Source organism: Streptomyces sp. NPDC058812 (assembly GCF_042744565.1).
Lineage (GTDB): Bacteria > Actinomycetota > Actinomycetes > Streptomycetales > Streptomycetaceae > Streptomyces > Streptomyces thinghirensis.
On sequence record NZ_JBHYOB010000006.1, the window covers coordinates 233,849 to 249,597 of the forward strand.

At 74.8% G+C, this 15,749-nt stretch carries 15 protein-coding genes; 7 read left to right on the forward strand and 8 right to left on the reverse strand.

The features are described from left to right. Positions 1-110 precede the first annotated feature (110 nt). The 3 genes from thrS to ACFW48_RS14950 all read left to right on the forward strand — a co-directional run bounded on the left by thrS (position 111) and on the right by ACFW48_RS14950 (position 4,164). Positions 111-1,364 (forward strand): threonine--tRNA ligase, encoded by a 1,254-nt coding sequence (gene thrS / locus ACFW48_RS14940; protein WP_386314470.1) that lies wholly within the window; start codon positions 111-113, stop codon positions 1,362-1,364. 56 nt (positions 1,365-1,420) lie between these two features. After that, positions 1,421-2,401, forward strand: a complete 981-nt coding sequence (locus ACFW48_RS14945) for a nucleoside hydrolase (RefSeq protein WP_386314473.1) — start codon at positions 1,421-1,423, stop codon at positions 2,399-2,401. A 92-nt stretch (positions 2,402-2,493) separates the two neighbouring features. Next, positions 2,494-4,164, forward strand: a complete 1,671-nt coding sequence (locus tag ACFW48_RS14950) for a glycoside hydrolase family 13 protein (protein ID WP_386314475.1) — start codon at positions 2,494-2,496, stop codon at positions 4,162-4,164. Between the two features lie 33 nt (positions 4,165-4,197). On the opposite strand, the gene ACFW48_RS14955 is transcribed toward ACFW48_RS14950, so the two are convergent. The 3 genes from ACFW48_RS14955 to ACFW48_RS14965 all read right to left on the reverse strand — a co-directional run bounded on the left by ACFW48_RS14955 (position 4,198) and on the right by ACFW48_RS14965 (position 6,383). After that, on the reverse strand, positions 4,198-5,340 hold the full coding sequence (locus tag ACFW48_RS14955; protein WP_386314478.1) for an aminopeptidase P family protein: 1,143 nt from the start codon (positions 5,338-5,340) through the stop codon (positions 4,198-4,200). A 5-nt stretch (positions 5,341-5,345) separates the two neighbouring features. Further along, positions 5,346-5,846, reverse strand: coding sequence for an FxLYD domain-containing protein (locus ACFW48_RS14960; protein WP_386314480.1), 501 nt, complete (start codon positions 5,844-5,846; stop codon positions 5,346-5,348). A gap of 165 nt (positions 5,847-6,011) precedes the next feature. After that, positions 6,012-6,383: a DUF6479 family protein gene (locus ACFW48_RS14965; protein WP_386314483.1), complete on the reverse strand. Its 372-nt coding sequence runs from the start codon at positions 6,381-6,383 to the stop codon at positions 6,012-6,014. Positions 6,384-6,559: 176 nt separating this feature from the next. Between ACFW48_RS14965 and ACFW48_RS14970 the strand changes: the two genes are divergently transcribed. Then, positions 6,560-8,224 carry a right-handed parallel beta-helix repeat-containing protein gene (locus ACFW48_RS14970; RefSeq protein WP_386314485.1) on the forward strand — a complete coding sequence of 555 codons (1,665 nt, stop codon included), beginning with the start codon at positions 6,560-6,562 and terminating at the stop codon, positions 8,222-8,224. Positions 8,225-8,259: 35 nt separating this feature from the next. Here the strand turns inward: ACFW48_RS14970 and ACFW48_RS14975 are convergent, their stop codons facing one another. Further along, positions 8,260-9,135, reverse strand: coding sequence for a serine hydrolase (locus ACFW48_RS14975; RefSeq protein ID WP_386314488.1), 876 nt, complete (start codon positions 9,133-9,135; stop codon positions 8,260-8,262). Further along, positions 9,132-10,064 carry a LysR family transcriptional regulator gene (locus ACFW48_RS14980; protein WP_386314491.1) on the reverse strand — a complete coding sequence of 311 codons (933 nt, stop codon included), beginning with the start codon at positions 10,062-10,064 and terminating at the stop codon, positions 9,132-9,134. The genes ACFW48_RS14975 and ACFW48_RS14980 overlap by 4 nt, the downstream gene beginning before the upstream one ends. Positions 10,065-10,179: 115 nt before the next feature. Between ACFW48_RS14980 and ACFW48_RS14985 the strand changes: the two genes are divergently transcribed. Further along, positions 10,180-11,208 (forward strand): alpha/beta hydrolase family esterase, encoded by a 1,029-nt coding sequence (locus ACFW48_RS14985; RefSeq protein ID WP_386314494.1) that lies wholly within the window; start codon positions 10,180-10,182, stop codon positions 11,206-11,208. A gap of 62 nt (positions 11,209-11,270) precedes the next feature. After that, positions 11,271-12,914, forward strand: a complete 1,644-nt coding sequence (locus tag ACFW48_RS14990; RefSeq protein ID WP_386314497.1) for a penicillin-binding transpeptidase domain-containing protein — start codon at positions 11,271-11,273, stop codon at positions 12,912-12,914. Between the two features lie 24 nt (positions 12,915-12,938). Here ACFW48_RS14990 and ACFW48_RS14995 read toward each other — a convergent pair whose 3' ends face one another. Then, entirely contained in the window at positions 12,939-14,078 is a 1,140-nt protein-coding gene (locus tag ACFW48_RS14995) for a cytochrome P450 (protein ID WP_386314499.1), read from the reverse strand. Positions 14,079-14,248: 170 nt separating this feature from the next. On the opposite strand from ACFW48_RS14995, the gene ACFW48_RS15000 reads away from it, so the two are divergent. Continuing rightward, positions 14,249-14,944, forward strand: coding sequence for a TetR/AcrR family transcriptional regulator (locus tag ACFW48_RS15000; protein WP_386314501.1), 696 nt, complete (start codon positions 14,249-14,251; stop codon positions 14,942-14,944). A gap of 11 nt (positions 14,945-14,955) precedes the next feature. Here the strand turns inward: ACFW48_RS15000 and ACFW48_RS15005 are convergent, their stop codons facing one another. Next, positions 14,956-15,207, reverse strand: coding sequence for a twin-arginine translocase TatA/TatE family subunit (locus tag ACFW48_RS15005; protein WP_386314503.1), 252 nt, complete (start codon positions 15,205-15,207; stop codon positions 14,956-14,958). An 85-nt stretch (positions 15,208-15,292) separates the two neighbouring features. After that, positions 15,293-15,748 carry a tellurite resistance TerB family protein gene (locus ACFW48_RS15010; protein ID WP_121748125.1) on the reverse strand — a complete coding sequence of 152 codons (456 nt, stop codon included), beginning with the start codon at positions 15,746-15,748 and terminating at the stop codon, positions 15,293-15,295. Position 15,749: the final 1 nt, after the last annotated feature.

Consider the following 15,749-nt stretch of genomic DNA (forward strand, 5'->3'; position numbering starts at 1 on the left):
CGCCGGGGAGTGTCCCGGCGCGCTGACTGCTGAGCAGAGTCCGAAGCCCCGGGGCGAGCGCCCCGGGGCTTCTTCGCGTGGTGCTCGTCCTCCGTCCAGAGGAGACCACCGTGCACGACCAGGAGCAGGACCGAATCCCCGGCCCGGACCACGACCACCGGCGGCTCGGCCGCGAACTCGGGCTGTTCGACACCGATCCCCTGATGGGCGCGGGCCTGCCGTACTGGCTGCCCGACGGGGCGATCGTCCGCCACACCCTGGAGGAGTACGTCCGCGAGGCGGAGCGCCGGGCCGGCTACCGGCACGTGTACTCGCCCGTCCTCGGCAAACGCGAGCTGTACGAGATCTCGGGTCACTGGGAGCACTACCGGGACGACATGTTCCCGCCGATGGAGCTGGGCGCGGAGGAGGTCGTGCTCCGCCCGAGCCTGTGCCCCCACCACGCCCTGGTCTACCGCTCCCGCTCCCACAGCTACCGGGAACTGCCCCTGCGGATCGCCGAGCTGGGCGCCATGTACCGCTCCGAACCTTCCGGCGTGCTGGGCGGCCTGACCCGCGTGCGGGCCATCCACCTCAACGACGCGCACATCTTCTGCACCCCGGACCAGGCCGCCGCCGAGGCCCGCGCCGCCCTCGGCCTCATCCGCCGCGCCCACGCCGACCTCGGCGTCCGGGCCGCCCGCTACCGCCTCTCGCTGCCCGGCCCGGGCGGCAAGTACGTGGCCGACCCGGAGCTGTGGCGGCGGGCCACCGCACTGCTGGAGGAGGCCCTGGACGGGCTGCCGTACGAGGCGGTGGAGGGTGAGGCCGCCTTCTACGGACCGAAGATCGACGTGCAGGTCGCGGACGCCGCCGGGCGCGAGTCCACCCTCTCCACCGTCCAGATCGACTTCCACCAGCCCGAGCGCTTCGGCCTGCGCTACACCGGCCCCGACGGCGCCCGGCACCGCCCGGTCATGGTGCACCGCAGCGTCATCGGCAGCGTGGAGCGGGTGGTCGCGCACCTGATCGAGGCGCACGGCGGGGCGTTCCCGGCGTGGCTGGCGCCGGTGCAGCTGGTGGTGCTGCCGGTCGGTGAGGCGCAGCAGGACCCGGCGTACGACCTCGTACGGCGCGCCGGTGACCTGGGGCTGCGCGCCGAGGTCGCCGGGCCGGAGCGGGGGAGCCTCGGCGCCCGCGTCCGGGCGGCGCGGAAGGTGCCGTACCAGGCGGTGATCGGCGCGCGGGAGGCGGCGGGCGCCGACCTGGCGGACGTGCGGCTGCGGGACGGGCGCCGGCCCGGGCGGGTGTCCGGCGCGGAGCTGCTGCGGCGGATCGCCGGCCGGGTGCGGGCGCGCGGCCCCGAGCTGTGGGAGCCCGCGTGAGCCCGCGTAGGGTCACCGGGACCCGATCCCTCCGCTGAGCCCGAGGAGCCCCCGCAGTGACGACCGCCTCCGACGACCGGCAGCCCATCCCGGTGATCATCGACTGCGACACCGGCATCGACGACGCGCTGGCCCTGCTGCTGGCGGTCCGCCACCCGGGGCTCGACCTGCGCGCTGTCACCTGCGTGGCCGGGAACACCGACGTGGAGGGCGTCGTACGGAACACGCTGACCGTGCTGGAGCAGGCCGGCGCCCCGGACGTCCCCGTCGCCCGGGGCGCCGAGCGCCCGCTGATCGAGGGCGTGCGCACCGCCCGGCACGTGCACGGCCACGACGGCATGGGCGACCTCGGCCTGCCCGCCCCCACCCGCGCCCCCGTCGACGTCGACGCGGTGACCCTGCTGCGCCGCGAGATCCTCGCCTCCCCGCGCCCGGTCACCCTGGTCCCCACCGCTCCGGCGACCAACATCGCGCTGCTGCTGCGCACCCACCCGGAGGTCACCGCCCACATCGAGCGGATCGTGTTCATGGGCGGCGCGGTGGCCACCGGGAACGCGACGCCGGTCGCCGAGTTCAACGTGTGGCACGACCCGGAGGCCGCCGCGATCCTGCTCACCGCCGGGGTACCGATCACCATGTACGGGCTGGACGTGTTCCAGCGGGTGATCGTCCCGGGGCCGGACGTGCGCCGTCTGCGGGCGAGCGCCGAGCCCGGCACCCGGCTCGCCGGTGAGCTGCTCGCCCACCGCGGCCCCGCCACCGACGAGGCGGACCCCGGCGGCGGCCTCGGCGACGCGGGCGCGGTCTGCGCGGTGCTCGACCCGGAGGGCCTGAGCACGCACCGGCTGCCCGTCGAGGTGTCCCTGGCACCGGGACCGGCTCGCGGCCAGACCCTCGTCGACCGCCGGGTCCGCCCCGGGGAGTCCGAGCTGCACGAGGGAACCCGCGAACAGCCGCTGGTGGACGTCGCGTTGGACGTGGACGTGGCGCGGTACGTGAGGCTGTACCTGGGGGCGGTCGAGCGCACCGGGGCGTAGCGCACCGGCGCGTCGCGGGCGCGCGGGTTCGCTTTTCGGGTGATGTGGACAGATCTATTCGTGTCGCCCGCACGCATCGCGAAGGAGACCGCGTGACCGTACGCAGCACCACCCGCACGCCCGACCTGTCGTCCAAGGACCCCAACTGGTGGCGGCAGGCCGTCATCTACCAGGTCTACCCCCGCAGCTTCGCCGACGCCGACGGCGACGGGCTCGGTGACCTGCGCGGCATCACCCAGCGCCTGACCCATCTGGCGACCCTGGGCGTCGACGCCCTGTGGCTCAGCCCGTTCTACCCGTCCGAACTCGCCGACGGCGGCTACGACGTCGACGACTACCGCGACGTCGACCCGCGCCTGGGCTCCCTGGACGACTTCGACGCGATGGCCGCCGAAGCCCACCGGCTGGGCCTGAAGGTGATCGTCGACCTGGTCCCCAACCACACCTCGCACCGCCACGCGTGGTTCCGGGAGGCCCTGGCCGCGGGCCCGGGTTCCGCGGCCCGCGACCGCTACGTCTTCCGGGACGGCCGCGGCGAGCGGGGAGAACTCCCGCCCACCGACTGGCAGTCCGTCTTCGGCGGCAGCGCCTGGAAGCGGGTGCCCGACGGGCAGTGGTACCTCCACCTCTTCACACCCGAGCAGCCGGACCTGAACTGGGAGAACGAGCAGGTCCGCGCCGACTTCCGCACCACGCTGAAGTTCTGGTGTGACCGGGGCGTCGACGGCTTCCGCGTCGACGTGGCGCACGCGCTGGTCAAGGACCTGACCGAGCCGCTGCGCGACCTCGGCTCCCCCGAGCTGAGCAGCGAGGCGGCGCTCACGGAGTTCGCTCCCGGCACCCACCCGTTCTACGACCGCGACGACGTCCACGAGGTCTACCGCGACTGGCGCAAGATCCTCGACGCCTACTCCCCGCCCCGCATGGCGGTGGCCGAGGCGTGGGTGCCGGGCGCCCGGCGCGCGCTGTACGCCCGCCCGGACGAGCTGGGGCAGGCGTTCAACTTCGAATACCTCCAGGGCGGCTGGGACGCGGCGGAGCTGCGCGAGATCATCACCGGTTCCCTGGCCGACGCGCACGCCGCCGGTGCCTCGGCGACCTGGGTGCTGTCCAACCACGACGTGGTCCGCCACGCCACCCGGCTGGTCCTGCCGCCGGGCACCGACACCGACGCCTGGCTGCTGTCCGGCGGCCGCGCCCCGGCCGTCGACGAGCGGGCGGGTCTGCGCCGGGCCCGCGCGGCGACGCTGCTGATGCTGGCGCTGCCCGGCTCGGCGTACGTCTACCAGGGCGAGGAGCTGGGCCTGCCCGAGGTGGCCGACCTGCCCACCGAGGTGCTCCAGGACCCGATCTGGGAGCAGACCGGGCACGTCCGCAAGGGCCGCGACGGATGCCGGGTGCCGCTGCCGTGGACGACGGGCGGGCCGTCGTACGGCTTCGGCGCGGGCGCGGCGTGGCTGCCGCAGCCGCCGGACTTCGCGTCGTACTCCGTCCAGGCACAGGACGGAGTGGAGGGCTCGACCCTGGAGCTGTACCGCACGGCCCTGCGCCTGCGCCGCAAGCTGCTCGACGGCGAGTCGCTGACCTGGGCGGACGACGTCCCGGCCGGGGTCCTCCGGTTCGACCGCTCGGACAGGTGGCGCTGCGTCACCAATCTCTCCGGCACGACGGTCGACCTGCCGGCCGGGGAGGTGCTGCTGAGCAGCGCACCGCTGGACGACGGCCGCCTGGGCCCCGACACGACGGTGTGGCTGGCGCTGTAGGCGGTCCGCGGGGATGTCCGGGGCCGGCGGCGGTCAGTCCACGATCGCCATTTCGTGCGAGGTGGTGTTGAGCCGGCGGCCCCCGTCCTCCGTGCAGGTCACGACGTCCTCGATGCGGACGCCGTAGCGGTCGGGGAGGTAGATGCCGGGCGCGATGGAGAAGCACATGCCCGGTACGAGCGGCTGCTCCTCGCCCTCCACCAGGTAGGGCGGCTCGTGGTTGGTGACGCCGACACCGTGGCCGGTGCGGTGCGGGAAGTGCTCGGCGTGGCCGGCCTCCTCCATCACCGCGCGGGCCGCCCGGTCGATCTCCTGGCAGGACACCCCGGGCCGCACCGCCTCGAAGGCCGCCTGCTGGGCCCTGCGGACGGTCTCGTGGACCCGGCGCTCCTCGCTGGTCGGCGCGCCGACGTGGACGGTGCGGGTGGTGTCGGAGCCGTAGCCGTTCTTGAGGCCGCCGAAGTCCAGGACCACCATGTCGCCGTCCGCGATGACCCGGTCGCCGGCCCGGTGGTGCGGGTCGGCGCCGCGGGGTCCGGAGCCGACGGCCGTGAAGCCGACGTGGCTGTGGCCGTGCTCGCGCAGCAGCCGGGCCAGGTCGGCGGCCAGGTCGCGTTCGCGGCGGCCGCCGAAGCGCAGCCCGAGGGCCTCCTCGTACACGCCGTCCGCCGCCGCGGCCGCGGCCGCCAGCCGGGCCACCTCGTGCTCGTCCTTCACCGCGCGCAGCATCGGCAGCACGGCGGACAGGGGCTGGTAGGTGGCGAGCGGCATCGCCTGCTGGAGGCAGAGCAGGTGCAGCGCCCAGGTTCCGTCGGAGACGCCGTACCGGCCGTGCGGGCGCAGCAGCCCGGCCGCCGCGGTGTGCGGGTTCTGGCCGTCCCACCACTCGAAGACCCGCAGCGCGCCCGCGCCGGGTGCCGCCTCCGCGTCCGGGCGTTCCAGCCCGGGGACCAGCAGCCGGGGCTGGGCGTCGGCGGTGAGGACGAGGAGGGTGAGGCGCTCGGCGGGGTTGGCGGGCCGGTAGCCGCACAGCCACTCCAGGTCGGGACCCGGGGTGACCAGCACACCGGCGAGCCCGAGGGCGGCGGCCTCGTACGCGGCCCGTTCCATGCGGGCCGCGTAGTCCTGGTCCGTGAAGGCGCCGAGGGTGCCGGCGTCGGCGCCCGGGTCGCTCATGGGCGTCAGTAGCGCACCGCCCGGGCCACCGCCGCGCGCACGTCCCCGGACAGGTCGTGGCTGCTGCGTGCGGTGGCACGGGCGGTCTTTCCGGCGGGGACGTCGGGGACGGTGACGACGGCCGTGTCGAGCAGGGCGCCGCCGGGGTCCGTGTAGTTCACCTGCACCGCGAAGGACTTCGTCGAGTCGGCGGTGTTGCGGACGGTGACCTCGACGGTGGTGCGTCCGTCGGCGTCGGTCTTCGGACCGCCCAGTTCCACGTCGCCCTCGACGTCGGCGCCCTCCCGGATGTCCTCCAGCCAGCGTCCGGCCTCCGCGGTGGCCGACGCCACGGCGTCCGCGCCCTGGGAGGCCAGCGAGGAGGCGGCCGACGCGGCCCGGCTGGCCGCCGCGCTGCCGGCGTCCGAGGGTGCGTCACCGTCGCCGCCGCCGTCGGAGCAACCGGTCAGCACGGCGCCCGCCAGCACCACCACGCCGACTGCCCCGCGTACCCGGTGACCGGCCATGTCGCCTCCAGGGACCTGGTGAGTACACGTCCCGCGTGAGCACGCGGGACCTCTCCAGTGAAGGTCCGCGGAGGCCTGCGCGCACACCGGCGTTCGGCCGAACGGGGGGCTCCCGTCGGCCCGCGGGCTACCCGCTCCGGGGCGGGAGCCCGTCGGGTGGCCGGGTCACACGTGTCCCGGACCGCCGCTGCCGAAGGATCCGCTCGATCCCGGCAGCCAGCGGTGGCGGCTCTGGTCCTCGCCCCGGCGGCTGCCCGAGTGGTGGAGCTGGTACGGCATGAGCCGTGGGCTTCCGTCCGCCGCGAGCGGGATCTCGTCGGGTTCCCGCGCCTCCCGTTCCTCGTGGACGGCGCCGGTCGCGGGGAGTTTGCCGTGCTCGTCGGCGTGCGGGCGTTCGGATTCGCGTTCCATGACCCCCATGCCCATGCGTACGGCCCAGATCAGCGCGCCGGCGATCACCAGCCCGCCGATGAAGGCGATCGTCAGGTTGAGCGCGTGCGAGGACGCGGCCAGCAGTTCATACGTTGCCGTACTCATGTTCTGATTATGTACCCCCAAATGAGATAAAGCGCCAGGAATGTCCGGAGTGGTCTCCCGGGGGCTCCAGGAGCGCCCGCCGTGATTGAGAGCGGCCGGTGGCTGGTACCCGGCACACCGCGGCGGCGCCGTCCCCGAGCCCGCCGCTCCCGCGCCGCCGGTGGAAGGAGCGCCCCATGACCGCGCCGTTGACGGCCGACGCCCATGACCACGGCCTGGCCGGGGACGGCACCGCCGACGACCGGCCGGCCCTGCAGAAGCTGGTGGACGCGCTGGGCGACGCCACCGCCGCCGACGGGCGGCCGCGCACCGTGCGCGTGCCCGCCGGGCGGTACCTGATCCGGGACCGGCCCGTGCTCTGGCGCAGCGGCGTCTCGCTGATCGGCGCCGGACGCGGTGCCACCTGCTTCGCGCTCGCCAACCCGGGCGCCCCGGCGCAGCCGGTCCCGCTGGCCTGGTTCACCACCGCCCAGCACGGCGCCGGGCGGGACAACCACATCGCCGACGTCACCTTCGCCCACTTCGAGATCGACGGCTCCGGGGTGGAGACCGAGGAGTACGAGGTGCTGGCCAAGGGGCTGGGCCTCCAGTACGTGCTGCGCGGGCGCTTCAGCGACCTGTACATCCACGACACCGCCGCCACCGGCTTCGGGTGCGACTTCCTCCAGGACACCGTCGTCGAGGGCGTGCTCGCCGAACGGTGCGGGCGGCAGGACCCCGGCGAGAAGATGGGCGGCGCGGGCATCGGGATCGGGGTCGGCGGCTGGGGGCCGGTCGAACGGCTGGCGGTGACCGACTGCACGGCCACCGGGAACGGCACCAACGGCATCTTCCTCGAACTCCAGCAGGACGACTGGGTCCCGCCCCGCGGCATCCGCGTCACCGCCTGCCACACCGAGGGCAACCGCTACGGCATCTCCGACTGGGGCGCCGACGGTCTGCTGGTCACCGGCTGCACGATGCTCGGCAACCACGTCGCCGGGTTCGACGTGTCGGCGCAGGGCACCACCAGCGTCGGCGGGCGCGGCGGCATCGTCACCGGGTGCGTGATCGACGGCAACGCGGGGGACGGGATAGCGCTCGGCAACACGCCGGGGCCGTACGCCTTCCGCGGCAACCGGATCGGCAACAACGGGCGGTACGGCTACTGGCAGCACAACCTGGCCGGCGGCGACCAGGAGCCCGCCACCGACATCGTCCTGGAGTCGAACGACATCCACGACAACGCCCTGGACGGCATCCGCGTCGACGCCCCGCTGCACGAACCGGCGATCTTCGGCAACCGGGTCCGGAACAACGGCCGCCGCGCCGCGCCCCAGACGCACGGGGGCGGCGAGGGCGTCCACTGCGGGCCGCTGTCCCTGACCGACGAGAACGCCGACTGGCTGCCGGGCGGCCACCGCGGCAAGCGGCTGACGGTCGGCGCCCGAAACGCCGAGGCCGGCGCCGAAGTCACCGCCGAGGCCGACGCCCAGGTCACCGCCGTGGTCACCGACAACACCGCCACCCAACTCACCCTCGCCCCCGAACGACCCGGCGCGGAGACGGCCTGGCCGGGCGGCACCCCCGGGCCCGGCGCCGCCTACCGCCTCCCGGACTCCCCGGCCCCGCGCACCGGCCTCACCGCCGCCGCCGCCGCCGTGACCCACCCGTACGTGCACGGCAACCGCGTCCGGGACGACGGGCGCCCGCGCACCCAGACGCACGCCGTGTGGATCGCGCACGAGGCCACCTGGACCGGCGGCCGGGTCTCCGGCAACGATTTCAGCGGCAACGCGTCGGCGGCGACCCGCTTCGACTCGGCGCCGAGCGGCGGTCGCTGGCGGGACAACGACGGCTGACGCGGTCGGCCGGGGCCGAGAGCCTCACCGGCCGCCTACGGTGCCCGCAGCGCGTCCACCGCGATCCGGGCCGCCCTGCCGATCACCGCGTCCGCCGCCGGGAGGACGGCCGCCGTGTGGGCGGTGCGGGTGAAGACGGCCACCGCGTAGCGGCCGCCGTCGGGGTATTCGACGACGCCGACCTCGTTGCGCAGGGTCGGCAGGCTGCCGGTCTTGCCGGCCACGTGGACGTCGTCGAAGGGGAACCCCGAGGCCAGGCGGTGCGGCCAGACCTGGAGGCCCATGACGCGGCGCGCGGCGGCGCCGTACTCGGGCGGGCAGGCCTCGTCCCGCCAGAGGGCGGTGAGCAGGCGGGTCATGTCGCGGGGGGTGCTGCGGTTGGTGCGGGCCGGGTCCAGGGCGCGGAGCCGGGTGATGACGTGCGGGTCGGTCAGCGCCCGGGTACCGGCCGGCCCGGCGTCCTCGCGCATGGTGGCGAGCATCTCGCCGAAGCCGTGCACCGCCCGCGTGCGGGTGAGGCCCAGCCGGTCCGTGGTGCGGTTGACGGCGTCCAGACCGACCCGGCGCAGCAGCAGGTCGGCGGCGGTGTTGTCGCTGACGGACATCATCAGGAACGCCGCGTCGCGCAGCGACAGCCGGACCGGGTCCAGCATGGCCGCCAGCCCCGTGGGCCCCGGGGTGCGTCCGGCCGGCGGGCACTCGACCTGCTCGGTGAGGTCCAGCGCCCCGGCCGCCGCCAGCTCGTGCAGCGTCACCAGCACACACACCTTGTGGACACTGGCCGTGCACACCGGCTGGTCCGCCCCGGTCTCGACCTGTGCGCCGGAGTCGATGTCGACGGCGTGCAGCCACCCGGTGACCCCGGCGTCGGCGAAGGCGGCCTGGAGGCGTCCGGTCACGATGTCGGTCACAGCCAGAACTCCGATGCCGGGCGAAGGTGCAGTGGCCGGGCGGGGGCCTCCGAGCGGGCGCCGGCCGTGGTGCGCAGGGCGTGGGTGGCCGCGTCCGCGAAGGCGCCGACGGCGGCGTCGCCGCGCCCCTTGGGCCAGGCCACGGAGTGCCGCCAGGCCAGCGGCGCCCCGGCCAGGGGGCGCCAGACCAGGTCCCCGCCGGCGGGGGCGGCGAGCTGGGTGTCGCGGGGGCCCAGGGCCACGGCCCCGGACGACAGCACCAGGCCGCGTACGAAGCTGGCGCCCTGGCCGTGCCGTACGGCGGCGGGCGTGTAGCCGCCCCGCGCGCACGCGGTGAGCAGGTCGTCGTAGACCGCGGGGGCGCCGGCGCGCGGGAAGAGGACCAGGTCGTAGCCGGTGAGGGAGGCGAGCGGCACCTCGTCGAGCCGTGCCTGGGCGGCCCCGCGCGGCAGCAGCACGCCGAGGTCGCGGCGCAGGACCGGGCCCAGCTCCAGGCCGGTGACGTCGCAGGGGTGGTGGATGAGGCCGACGTCCAGCTCGTGCGCCGCGAAGGCGGCGAGCTGCTGGGCGGTGGACAGCTCGTGCAGCTCCAGCTCGAGGCCGGCGTGCCGGCGCCGGAAGTCCGCCAGGAGCGCGGCGACGGTCTCACCGGAGATGTCGGGTGACAGGGCGGCGCGCAGCAGGCCGGTCTCGCCGTCCCGGATACGGCGCGCGGCGGCCCGGAAGGACTCGGAGCGGGCGAGCAGCTCACGGGCCTCGGCGAGCAGCAGCGTGCCCGCCTCGGTGATCGCCACCTGGCGGCTGGTGCGCTCGAAGAGCCGGACGCCCAGTTCCTTCTCCAGCCGCTGGATGCGCTGCGACAGGGGCGGCTGGGCCATGCCGAGGCGGGCGGCGGCACGCCCGAAGTGTGACTCTTCTGCAACAGCCACAAAGCACTCCAGGTGCCGCACCAGGTCCACGAGCAGTAATCATATCGGGGATTGATCGATCCAACATCCATATCAATCTTGGACAGGGACCCGGTGGTGTTGCTGTCCTCGGGACATGCGTTCCTTCCGCGACCTCTCGCTCCGCCCGTGCCGGTGGCCCGCCGCGCTCGCCCTGGCCCTCACTCTCCCCTTGGCCGGCTGCGCCACCGAGTCCGGGAGCCGCGAACCCGGGCGCCCGGACTCGGCGCCGTCGGCGAGCAGCACGTCCCCGGCCGGTGCCACGGCATCGGCACCGGAGGGGGTCCGCGCACAGCTGCGGGCCGACGGCCACACCCGTCGGTACCTCCTGCACCGGCCCGCCGCCGCCGACGGCCCGAGGCCCCTTGTCATCGCCTTCCACGGCCGCGGCGCCGACGCCGCCGAGATGCGCGAGAAGAGCCGGCTGGAGAAGGCCGCCGGGGCCCGCGGCATGCTGGTCGCCTACCCCGAGGGACTCGACAACGGCTGGGGCGCGGGCAAGCAGGCGACCGAGCGGCGCCCGGATCCCGACCTCGACGTGCGGTTCACCGAGGCACTGATCAAGCACCTGGTGCGCACCGAACGGGCCGACCCCGAGCGGGTCTACGTCGCCGGATTCTCCAACGGCGGCTCGATGGCGCTGCGCATGGCCGCCCAGTGTCCCGGCCTGCTGGCGGGAGCGGCCTCGGTCTCCGGGCAACTGCCCGCGGGCGCCGCCGCGGTCGAGCCCACGGGGCCCGTCCCCGTCATGGTCGTCTACGGCGCCGACGACCCCGTACGCCCCCTCGCGGGCTGGCCCTCCCCGCCGCCGGACCCCGAGGAGCCGATCCTCCCGAGCCTGTCCGCCCGGGACAGCGCGGAGGCGTTCGCCGCGGCGGGCGGCGCGGGCGAGCCGGTCACGGAGAACGGGAAGGGCTACGACCGAACCGTCTGGCGCCTGAAGGACGCCCCCGGCGCCACCGGATCCCCCGGCGAAGGCCGGGAGGCCACCGTCCAGCTCCTGGTCGTCGACGACGCCGGTCACACCTGGCCGGGCTCGCCGGTCACCCCGCCCAAGGGGTTCGGCCCCACCAGCAAGGCCCTGAACGCCACCGACACGATCCTCGACTTCTTCGCCGCCGGCTGACCGACGACGCGGCCCGACCCGCGGAGCCGACCCACAGACCCGACCCACAGACAGGAACCCCGATGCCGGACTCTCCCTACTTCACCCCTCCGCGCCGCCGCGGGCCGCGCAACGGTGTGCGGGCCGTCGCCGCGGTGGGGGTCGTGCTCGCCGTCGCCGCGGGCGGCTCGTACGCCGCCGGGCTCGGGCCCTTCGCACGCGGCGACGACGGTCCCGACCCCGCCGCGCTGAAGCAGGCGCGCGCGTTCCTCGCCGACTGGGCCGCCGGGCGCCTGCCGAGCGCGGCCGGCCGCACCACCAGACCCGGCACGGCGCAGGAGGTGCTGCAGAGCTTCACCGCGGGCCTCGACATCGGCAAGCCGAAGCTGACGGCGGCAGGGGAGGCGAAGGAGGCCGAGGACGGCACCCTCGGCGTCCCCTTCACCGCGAAGATGCCGATCACGGGCCTGGGCACCTGGACGTACGAGTCGCGACTGCCGCTGCGCGAACAGGACGACGGCGGCTGGAAGGTGGACTGGCGGCTGTCCCTGGTGCACCCGCGGCTGAGCGACACGGAGAAGTTCCGGCTGGAGCGCGAGGAGACGACCCCGCCGAACGTCACCGCCCGCGACGGGACCTCTCTCTCGGGCGGCGCGTACCCGTCCCTGACTCCGCTCCTCGGCCGGCTCGCCGACAGCACCGGTGGCGGACCGCGCGGCGCGGTCGAGCTGATCGACCGGGCCACCGGCGAGACCGTGCGCACCGAGGCGACCTTCGGGAAGAAACCCGACCCGGCGACGGACGGCAGGCCCGTCCGCACCACCCTGGACGCCACCTGGCAGTCCGCCGCCGAGCAGGCCCTCACCGAGGCCGACGGCAAGAACGCCGCCCTCGTCGCCCTGCGCGTCGACAACGGCGAGGTCCTCGCCCTCGCCAACTCCCCCTCCACCGGCTTCAACCGCGCCGCCTCCGGCACCTACGCGCCCGGCTCCACCTGGAAGATCGTCACCAGCAGCGCCCTGCTGCTCAAGGGCGCCGTCGAGCCCGACGACGTGGTGGACTGCCCCAAGTACCTGACCGTCGGGAAGGAGTTCCACAACGTCGAGACGTCCGAGTACCCCGGCGCCACCTTCCGCAAGGACTTCACGGAGTCGTGCAACACCGCGTTCATCAGCCTGCGCGGCAAGCTGGACGACGGGGAACTGGGCAAGGTCGCCCGCACCTACTTCGGGGTCGGCCAGGAGTGGCACATCGGCATCCCGACGTACGACGGCTCCGTGCCGGTGCCCAAGGACGAGACGGAGAAGGCCGCGTCGATGATCGGGCAGGGCCGCGTCCAGGCCAACCCGCTGATCATGGCGTCGGTGACGGCCACCGCGGTCTCCGGCGAGTTCCACCAGCCGTCCGTCACCGCCGGTACCTCCGGAAACACGGACGAGACCCGCACCGAGCCGCTCCCCGACGAGGTCGTCACCCGGCTGCGCGAGCTGATGCGGGCCACCGTCACCGACGGCACCGCGCACGTCCTGGCCGACCTGCCCGGCGAGATCGGCGCGAAGACCGGTACCGCCGAAGTCTCCGAGGACCAGGACAACAACGGTTGGCTCGTCGCCCACCGCGGCAACGTGGCCGTCGCCGTGGTGGTCGAGGAGGGCGTCACGGGCGGCGGCTCGGCGGGACCGGTCGTGCACAGCCTGCTGTCCGCCGTCCCGGAGGACCCGTCCTGAGCCGTCCGGGACGTGGCGGGCGGGTCAGCCGAGGCGCACCGGCAGTTCCGCCAGGCCGCGCAGCAGGGTGCTGGTGCGCCAGGTGAGCGTCGCCGGGTCGGCGGCGAGGGCGAGGGCGGGGTGCCGCCCGAGGAGCAGCCGTACGGCGACGGCGGCCTCGACGCGGGCCAGCGGGGCGCCGAGACAGTGGTGGAGGCCGTGGCCGAAGCCGAGGTGGCCCTGCGCCCGGCGGCCGATGTCGAAGCGGTCGGGGTCGGGGAAGTGGCCGGGGTCGCGGGAGGCGGCGGCGAGGGAGACGAGTACCGAGTCGCCCGCGGCGATCCGGGTGCCCGCCAGCTCCAGCGGCTCGGCCGCGAAGCGGAACGCGGTGGCGTGTACGGGGGAGTTGTACCGCAGCGACTCCTCGACGGCACGCTCGGTCAGTTCCGGCTCGGCGCGCAGCCGGGCGAGCTGGTCGGGATGGGTGAGCAGGCTGTGGACGGTGGCGGAGATCAGGTTGACGGTCGTCTCGTGGCCGGCGACGAGGATGAGGAAGGCCATGCCGAGCAGTTCCTCGGCGGTGAGGGCGCCGCCGTCCGCGGCCGCGACCAGGTCGCTGAGCAGGGTGTCGTCCGGGGTGCGGCGCTTGTGGTCGGTCAGTTCGGTGAGGTACCCGGTCAGCGCGCCGGCCGCCGATGCCGCCGCCTCGGGGGAGGTGGGCATCACCAGCTCGTTCGACCAGGTGTGGAAGCCCTCGCGGTCGGTCTCCGGGACGCCCAGCAGGTCGCAGATCACCGTGACCGGCAGCGGCAGCGCGTACCGGCCGACCAGGTCCGCCGTGCCCTGCCGCGGCAGCGCCGCCAGCAGGTCGCCCGCGACGCGCTCGACGCGCGGGCGCAGTGCGGCGATCCGTCCCGCCGTGAAGTGGCCGGCCACGAGTCGCCGGAGCCGGGTGTGCTGCGGCGGGTCGCTCTGGAGCATGTTGCGGCCGATGGCGTGCCCGCCGTCGGTGCGCCAGGACGCGGAGTGCCGGATGTCGTTGCGCAGCCGCGGGTCGGTGAGCGCGGCCCGCGCCGCGTCACGCGTCACGACCAGCCGGCTCTCCCCGCTGCCCGGCACGAACACCCGGTGCACGGCGCCCCGGGCCCGCAGGGCGGCCAGTTCCTCGAGGGTGGGCGCGGTCATGGGGCCTCCCGGCGCAGGAAACGGTCAAACGGTCAAACGGTGGATCAGCGGGTCAGTGGGTCAGCGGGTCAATTAAACGGGGAGCGCTCCCCATTTGTGGTCCCGACGATAGCATCGGCATCGCTGGCTCGGGGAGCACTCCCCGGTTCGTACGACCCGGAGGGTGAGGGATGACCGTCGGCGCACGCGACGGAGCGCCCCGGCAGCGACGCGACGCGCGGCGCAACCGGGAGCTTCTGCTGGAGGCGGCCCACGAGGTGTTCACCGAGGAGGGCCTGGACGCGCCGCTGGACGTGATCGCGCGCCGGGCGGGCGTCGGCAACGCGACGCTCTACCGCCACTTCCCCACCCGCGCCACGCTCGTGGACGCCGTCTTCCGCGACTCGCTGACGGGCACGATGGACGCCGGGGAACGGGCCAGGAACGCCACGGACGCGTGGGCGGGCCTGACCGCCTATCTCGACGCCGTCTTCGAGACCCTGGCCGCCGACCGCGGCACCAACGACCTCATGACCACGCACCTGCGGGGCGTCGACAGCCTGGAGGCCGTGCACGAGCACAACCGCCGGACCGTGGACTCCCTGCTGTCCCGCTGCCGCGACGAGGGGACCGTCCGCGCCGACGTCACCACCGAGGACGTCCTGTTCGCGCTCGCGGCACTGGGCCGTGCCGTCCCGGCCCTGACCGCCGCGACCGCGCCGGACGCCTGGCGCCGCCCCCTGGCCCTGCTCCTCGGCGGCCTGCGCACGGTGCCGGGCCCGCCGCCCCTGCCCGCCCCCGCGCTCACCGCCGCCGAACTCGGCGACGTCCTGCGGGAGATGGGCCCGCACCGCACACGCGGTGGCGGCCGCGTGGCCGACGCGTGAGGTGAGCCGGTTCAGCCCCGGGAAGTGGGCGTCGCGGGCCCGCCGCCCCCGGTGCCCTCGCGGCGGACCGCCTCACCCCGGATGACGCGCGGCGCCTCCCGGTCCTCCGCCGGCGTCCGCTCCTCGTCCTTCATCGCGCGGGCCTCGGCCTTGAGGATGCGGGCCGACTTGCCCGCCGAGCGGGTCAGCTCGGGGAGTTTCTTGGCGGCGAGAACGGCGATGACGACGATGAGAATGATCGCGAGCTCGCTCAGTCCGAACATCGGCGCTCCCCTGTGGACGTACGGTGCGGGCCCGCGGCACGGGCCCGCACGGAATCTACGGCAAAGTCGGCGGGGCCAGGGCCCCTCAGAGGTCGAACTCGTGCGGCGGCAGGTCCAGGGCGTAGCACGCCTCGCGGACCACGGCCCGCTCGTCCTTGTCGAAGTCCCCGTCGGCGCCGCCGATCACGATGCCGATCTGCACCACGGCCCGTGCCTCGGCGGGCTTCTTCTTCGCCTTGGCGATCTCCTGGAGGACGCCGACCTTGCCGAAGGCGAAGTCGGCGGTCAGCTTGTCCAGGTTGGCCTCGAAGCGGCGGCGCAGGTCGTCGGCGGGGAAGTTCTGCAGCACCTCGTTGGTCCCGATCAGCTGGGCCACGCGCTGCCGCTCGGACGGGTCGACGCTGCCGTCGGCGGCGGCGACCAGCGCGCACATCGCCATGCTCGCGTCGCGGAAGGCGCCGCTCTTGAGGTCGTTCTTCTTCGCCACGAGCTGCGTCTGCATCTGCGACGCGGACTCCTTGAAGCGGTCCCACAGGGCCATG

Excerpts from the sequence above, each read along its gene's own strand:
- ACFW48_RS14970 (WP_386314485.1), top strand. The coding sequence starts at position 6,560 with ATGACCGCGCCGTTGACGGCCGACGCCCATGACCACGGCCTGGCCGGG.
- ACFW48_RS14960 (WP_386314480.1), bottom strand. The coding sequence starts at position 5,846 with ATGGCCGGTCACCGGGTACGCGGGGCAGTCGGCGTGGTGGTGCTGGCG.
- ACFW48_RS14990 (WP_386314497.1), top strand. The coding sequence starts at position 11,271 with ATGCCGGACTCTCCCTACTTCACCCCTCCGCGCCGCCGCGGGCCGCGC.
- ACFW48_RS14965 (WP_386314483.1), bottom strand. The coding sequence starts at position 6,383 with ATGAGTACGGCAACGTATGAACTGCTGGCCGCGTCCTCGCACGCGCTC.
- ACFW48_RS15010 (WP_121748125.1), bottom strand. The coding sequence starts at position 15,748 with ATGGCCCTGTGGGACCGCTTCAAGGAGTCCGCGTCGCAGATGCAGACG.
- ACFW48_RS15005 (WP_386314503.1), bottom strand. The coding sequence starts at position 15,207 with ATGTTCGGACTGAGCGAGCTCGCGATCATTCTCATCGTCGTCATCGCC.
- ACFW48_RS15000 (WP_386314501.1), top strand. The coding sequence starts at position 14,249 with ATGACCGTCGGCGCACGCGACGGAGCGCCCCGGCAGCGACGCGACGCG.
- ACFW48_RS14995 (WP_386314499.1), bottom strand. The coding sequence starts at position 14,078 with ATGACCGCGCCCACCCTCGAGGAACTGGCCGCCCTGCGGGCCCGGGGC.
- ACFW48_RS14955 (WP_386314478.1), bottom strand. The coding sequence starts at position 5,340 with ATGAGCGACCCGGGCGCCGACGCCGGCACCCTCGGCGCCTTCACGGAC.
- ACFW48_RS14985 (WP_386314494.1), top strand. The coding sequence starts at position 10,180 with ATGCGTTCCTTCCGCGACCTCTCGCTCCGCCCGTGCCGGTGGCCCGCC.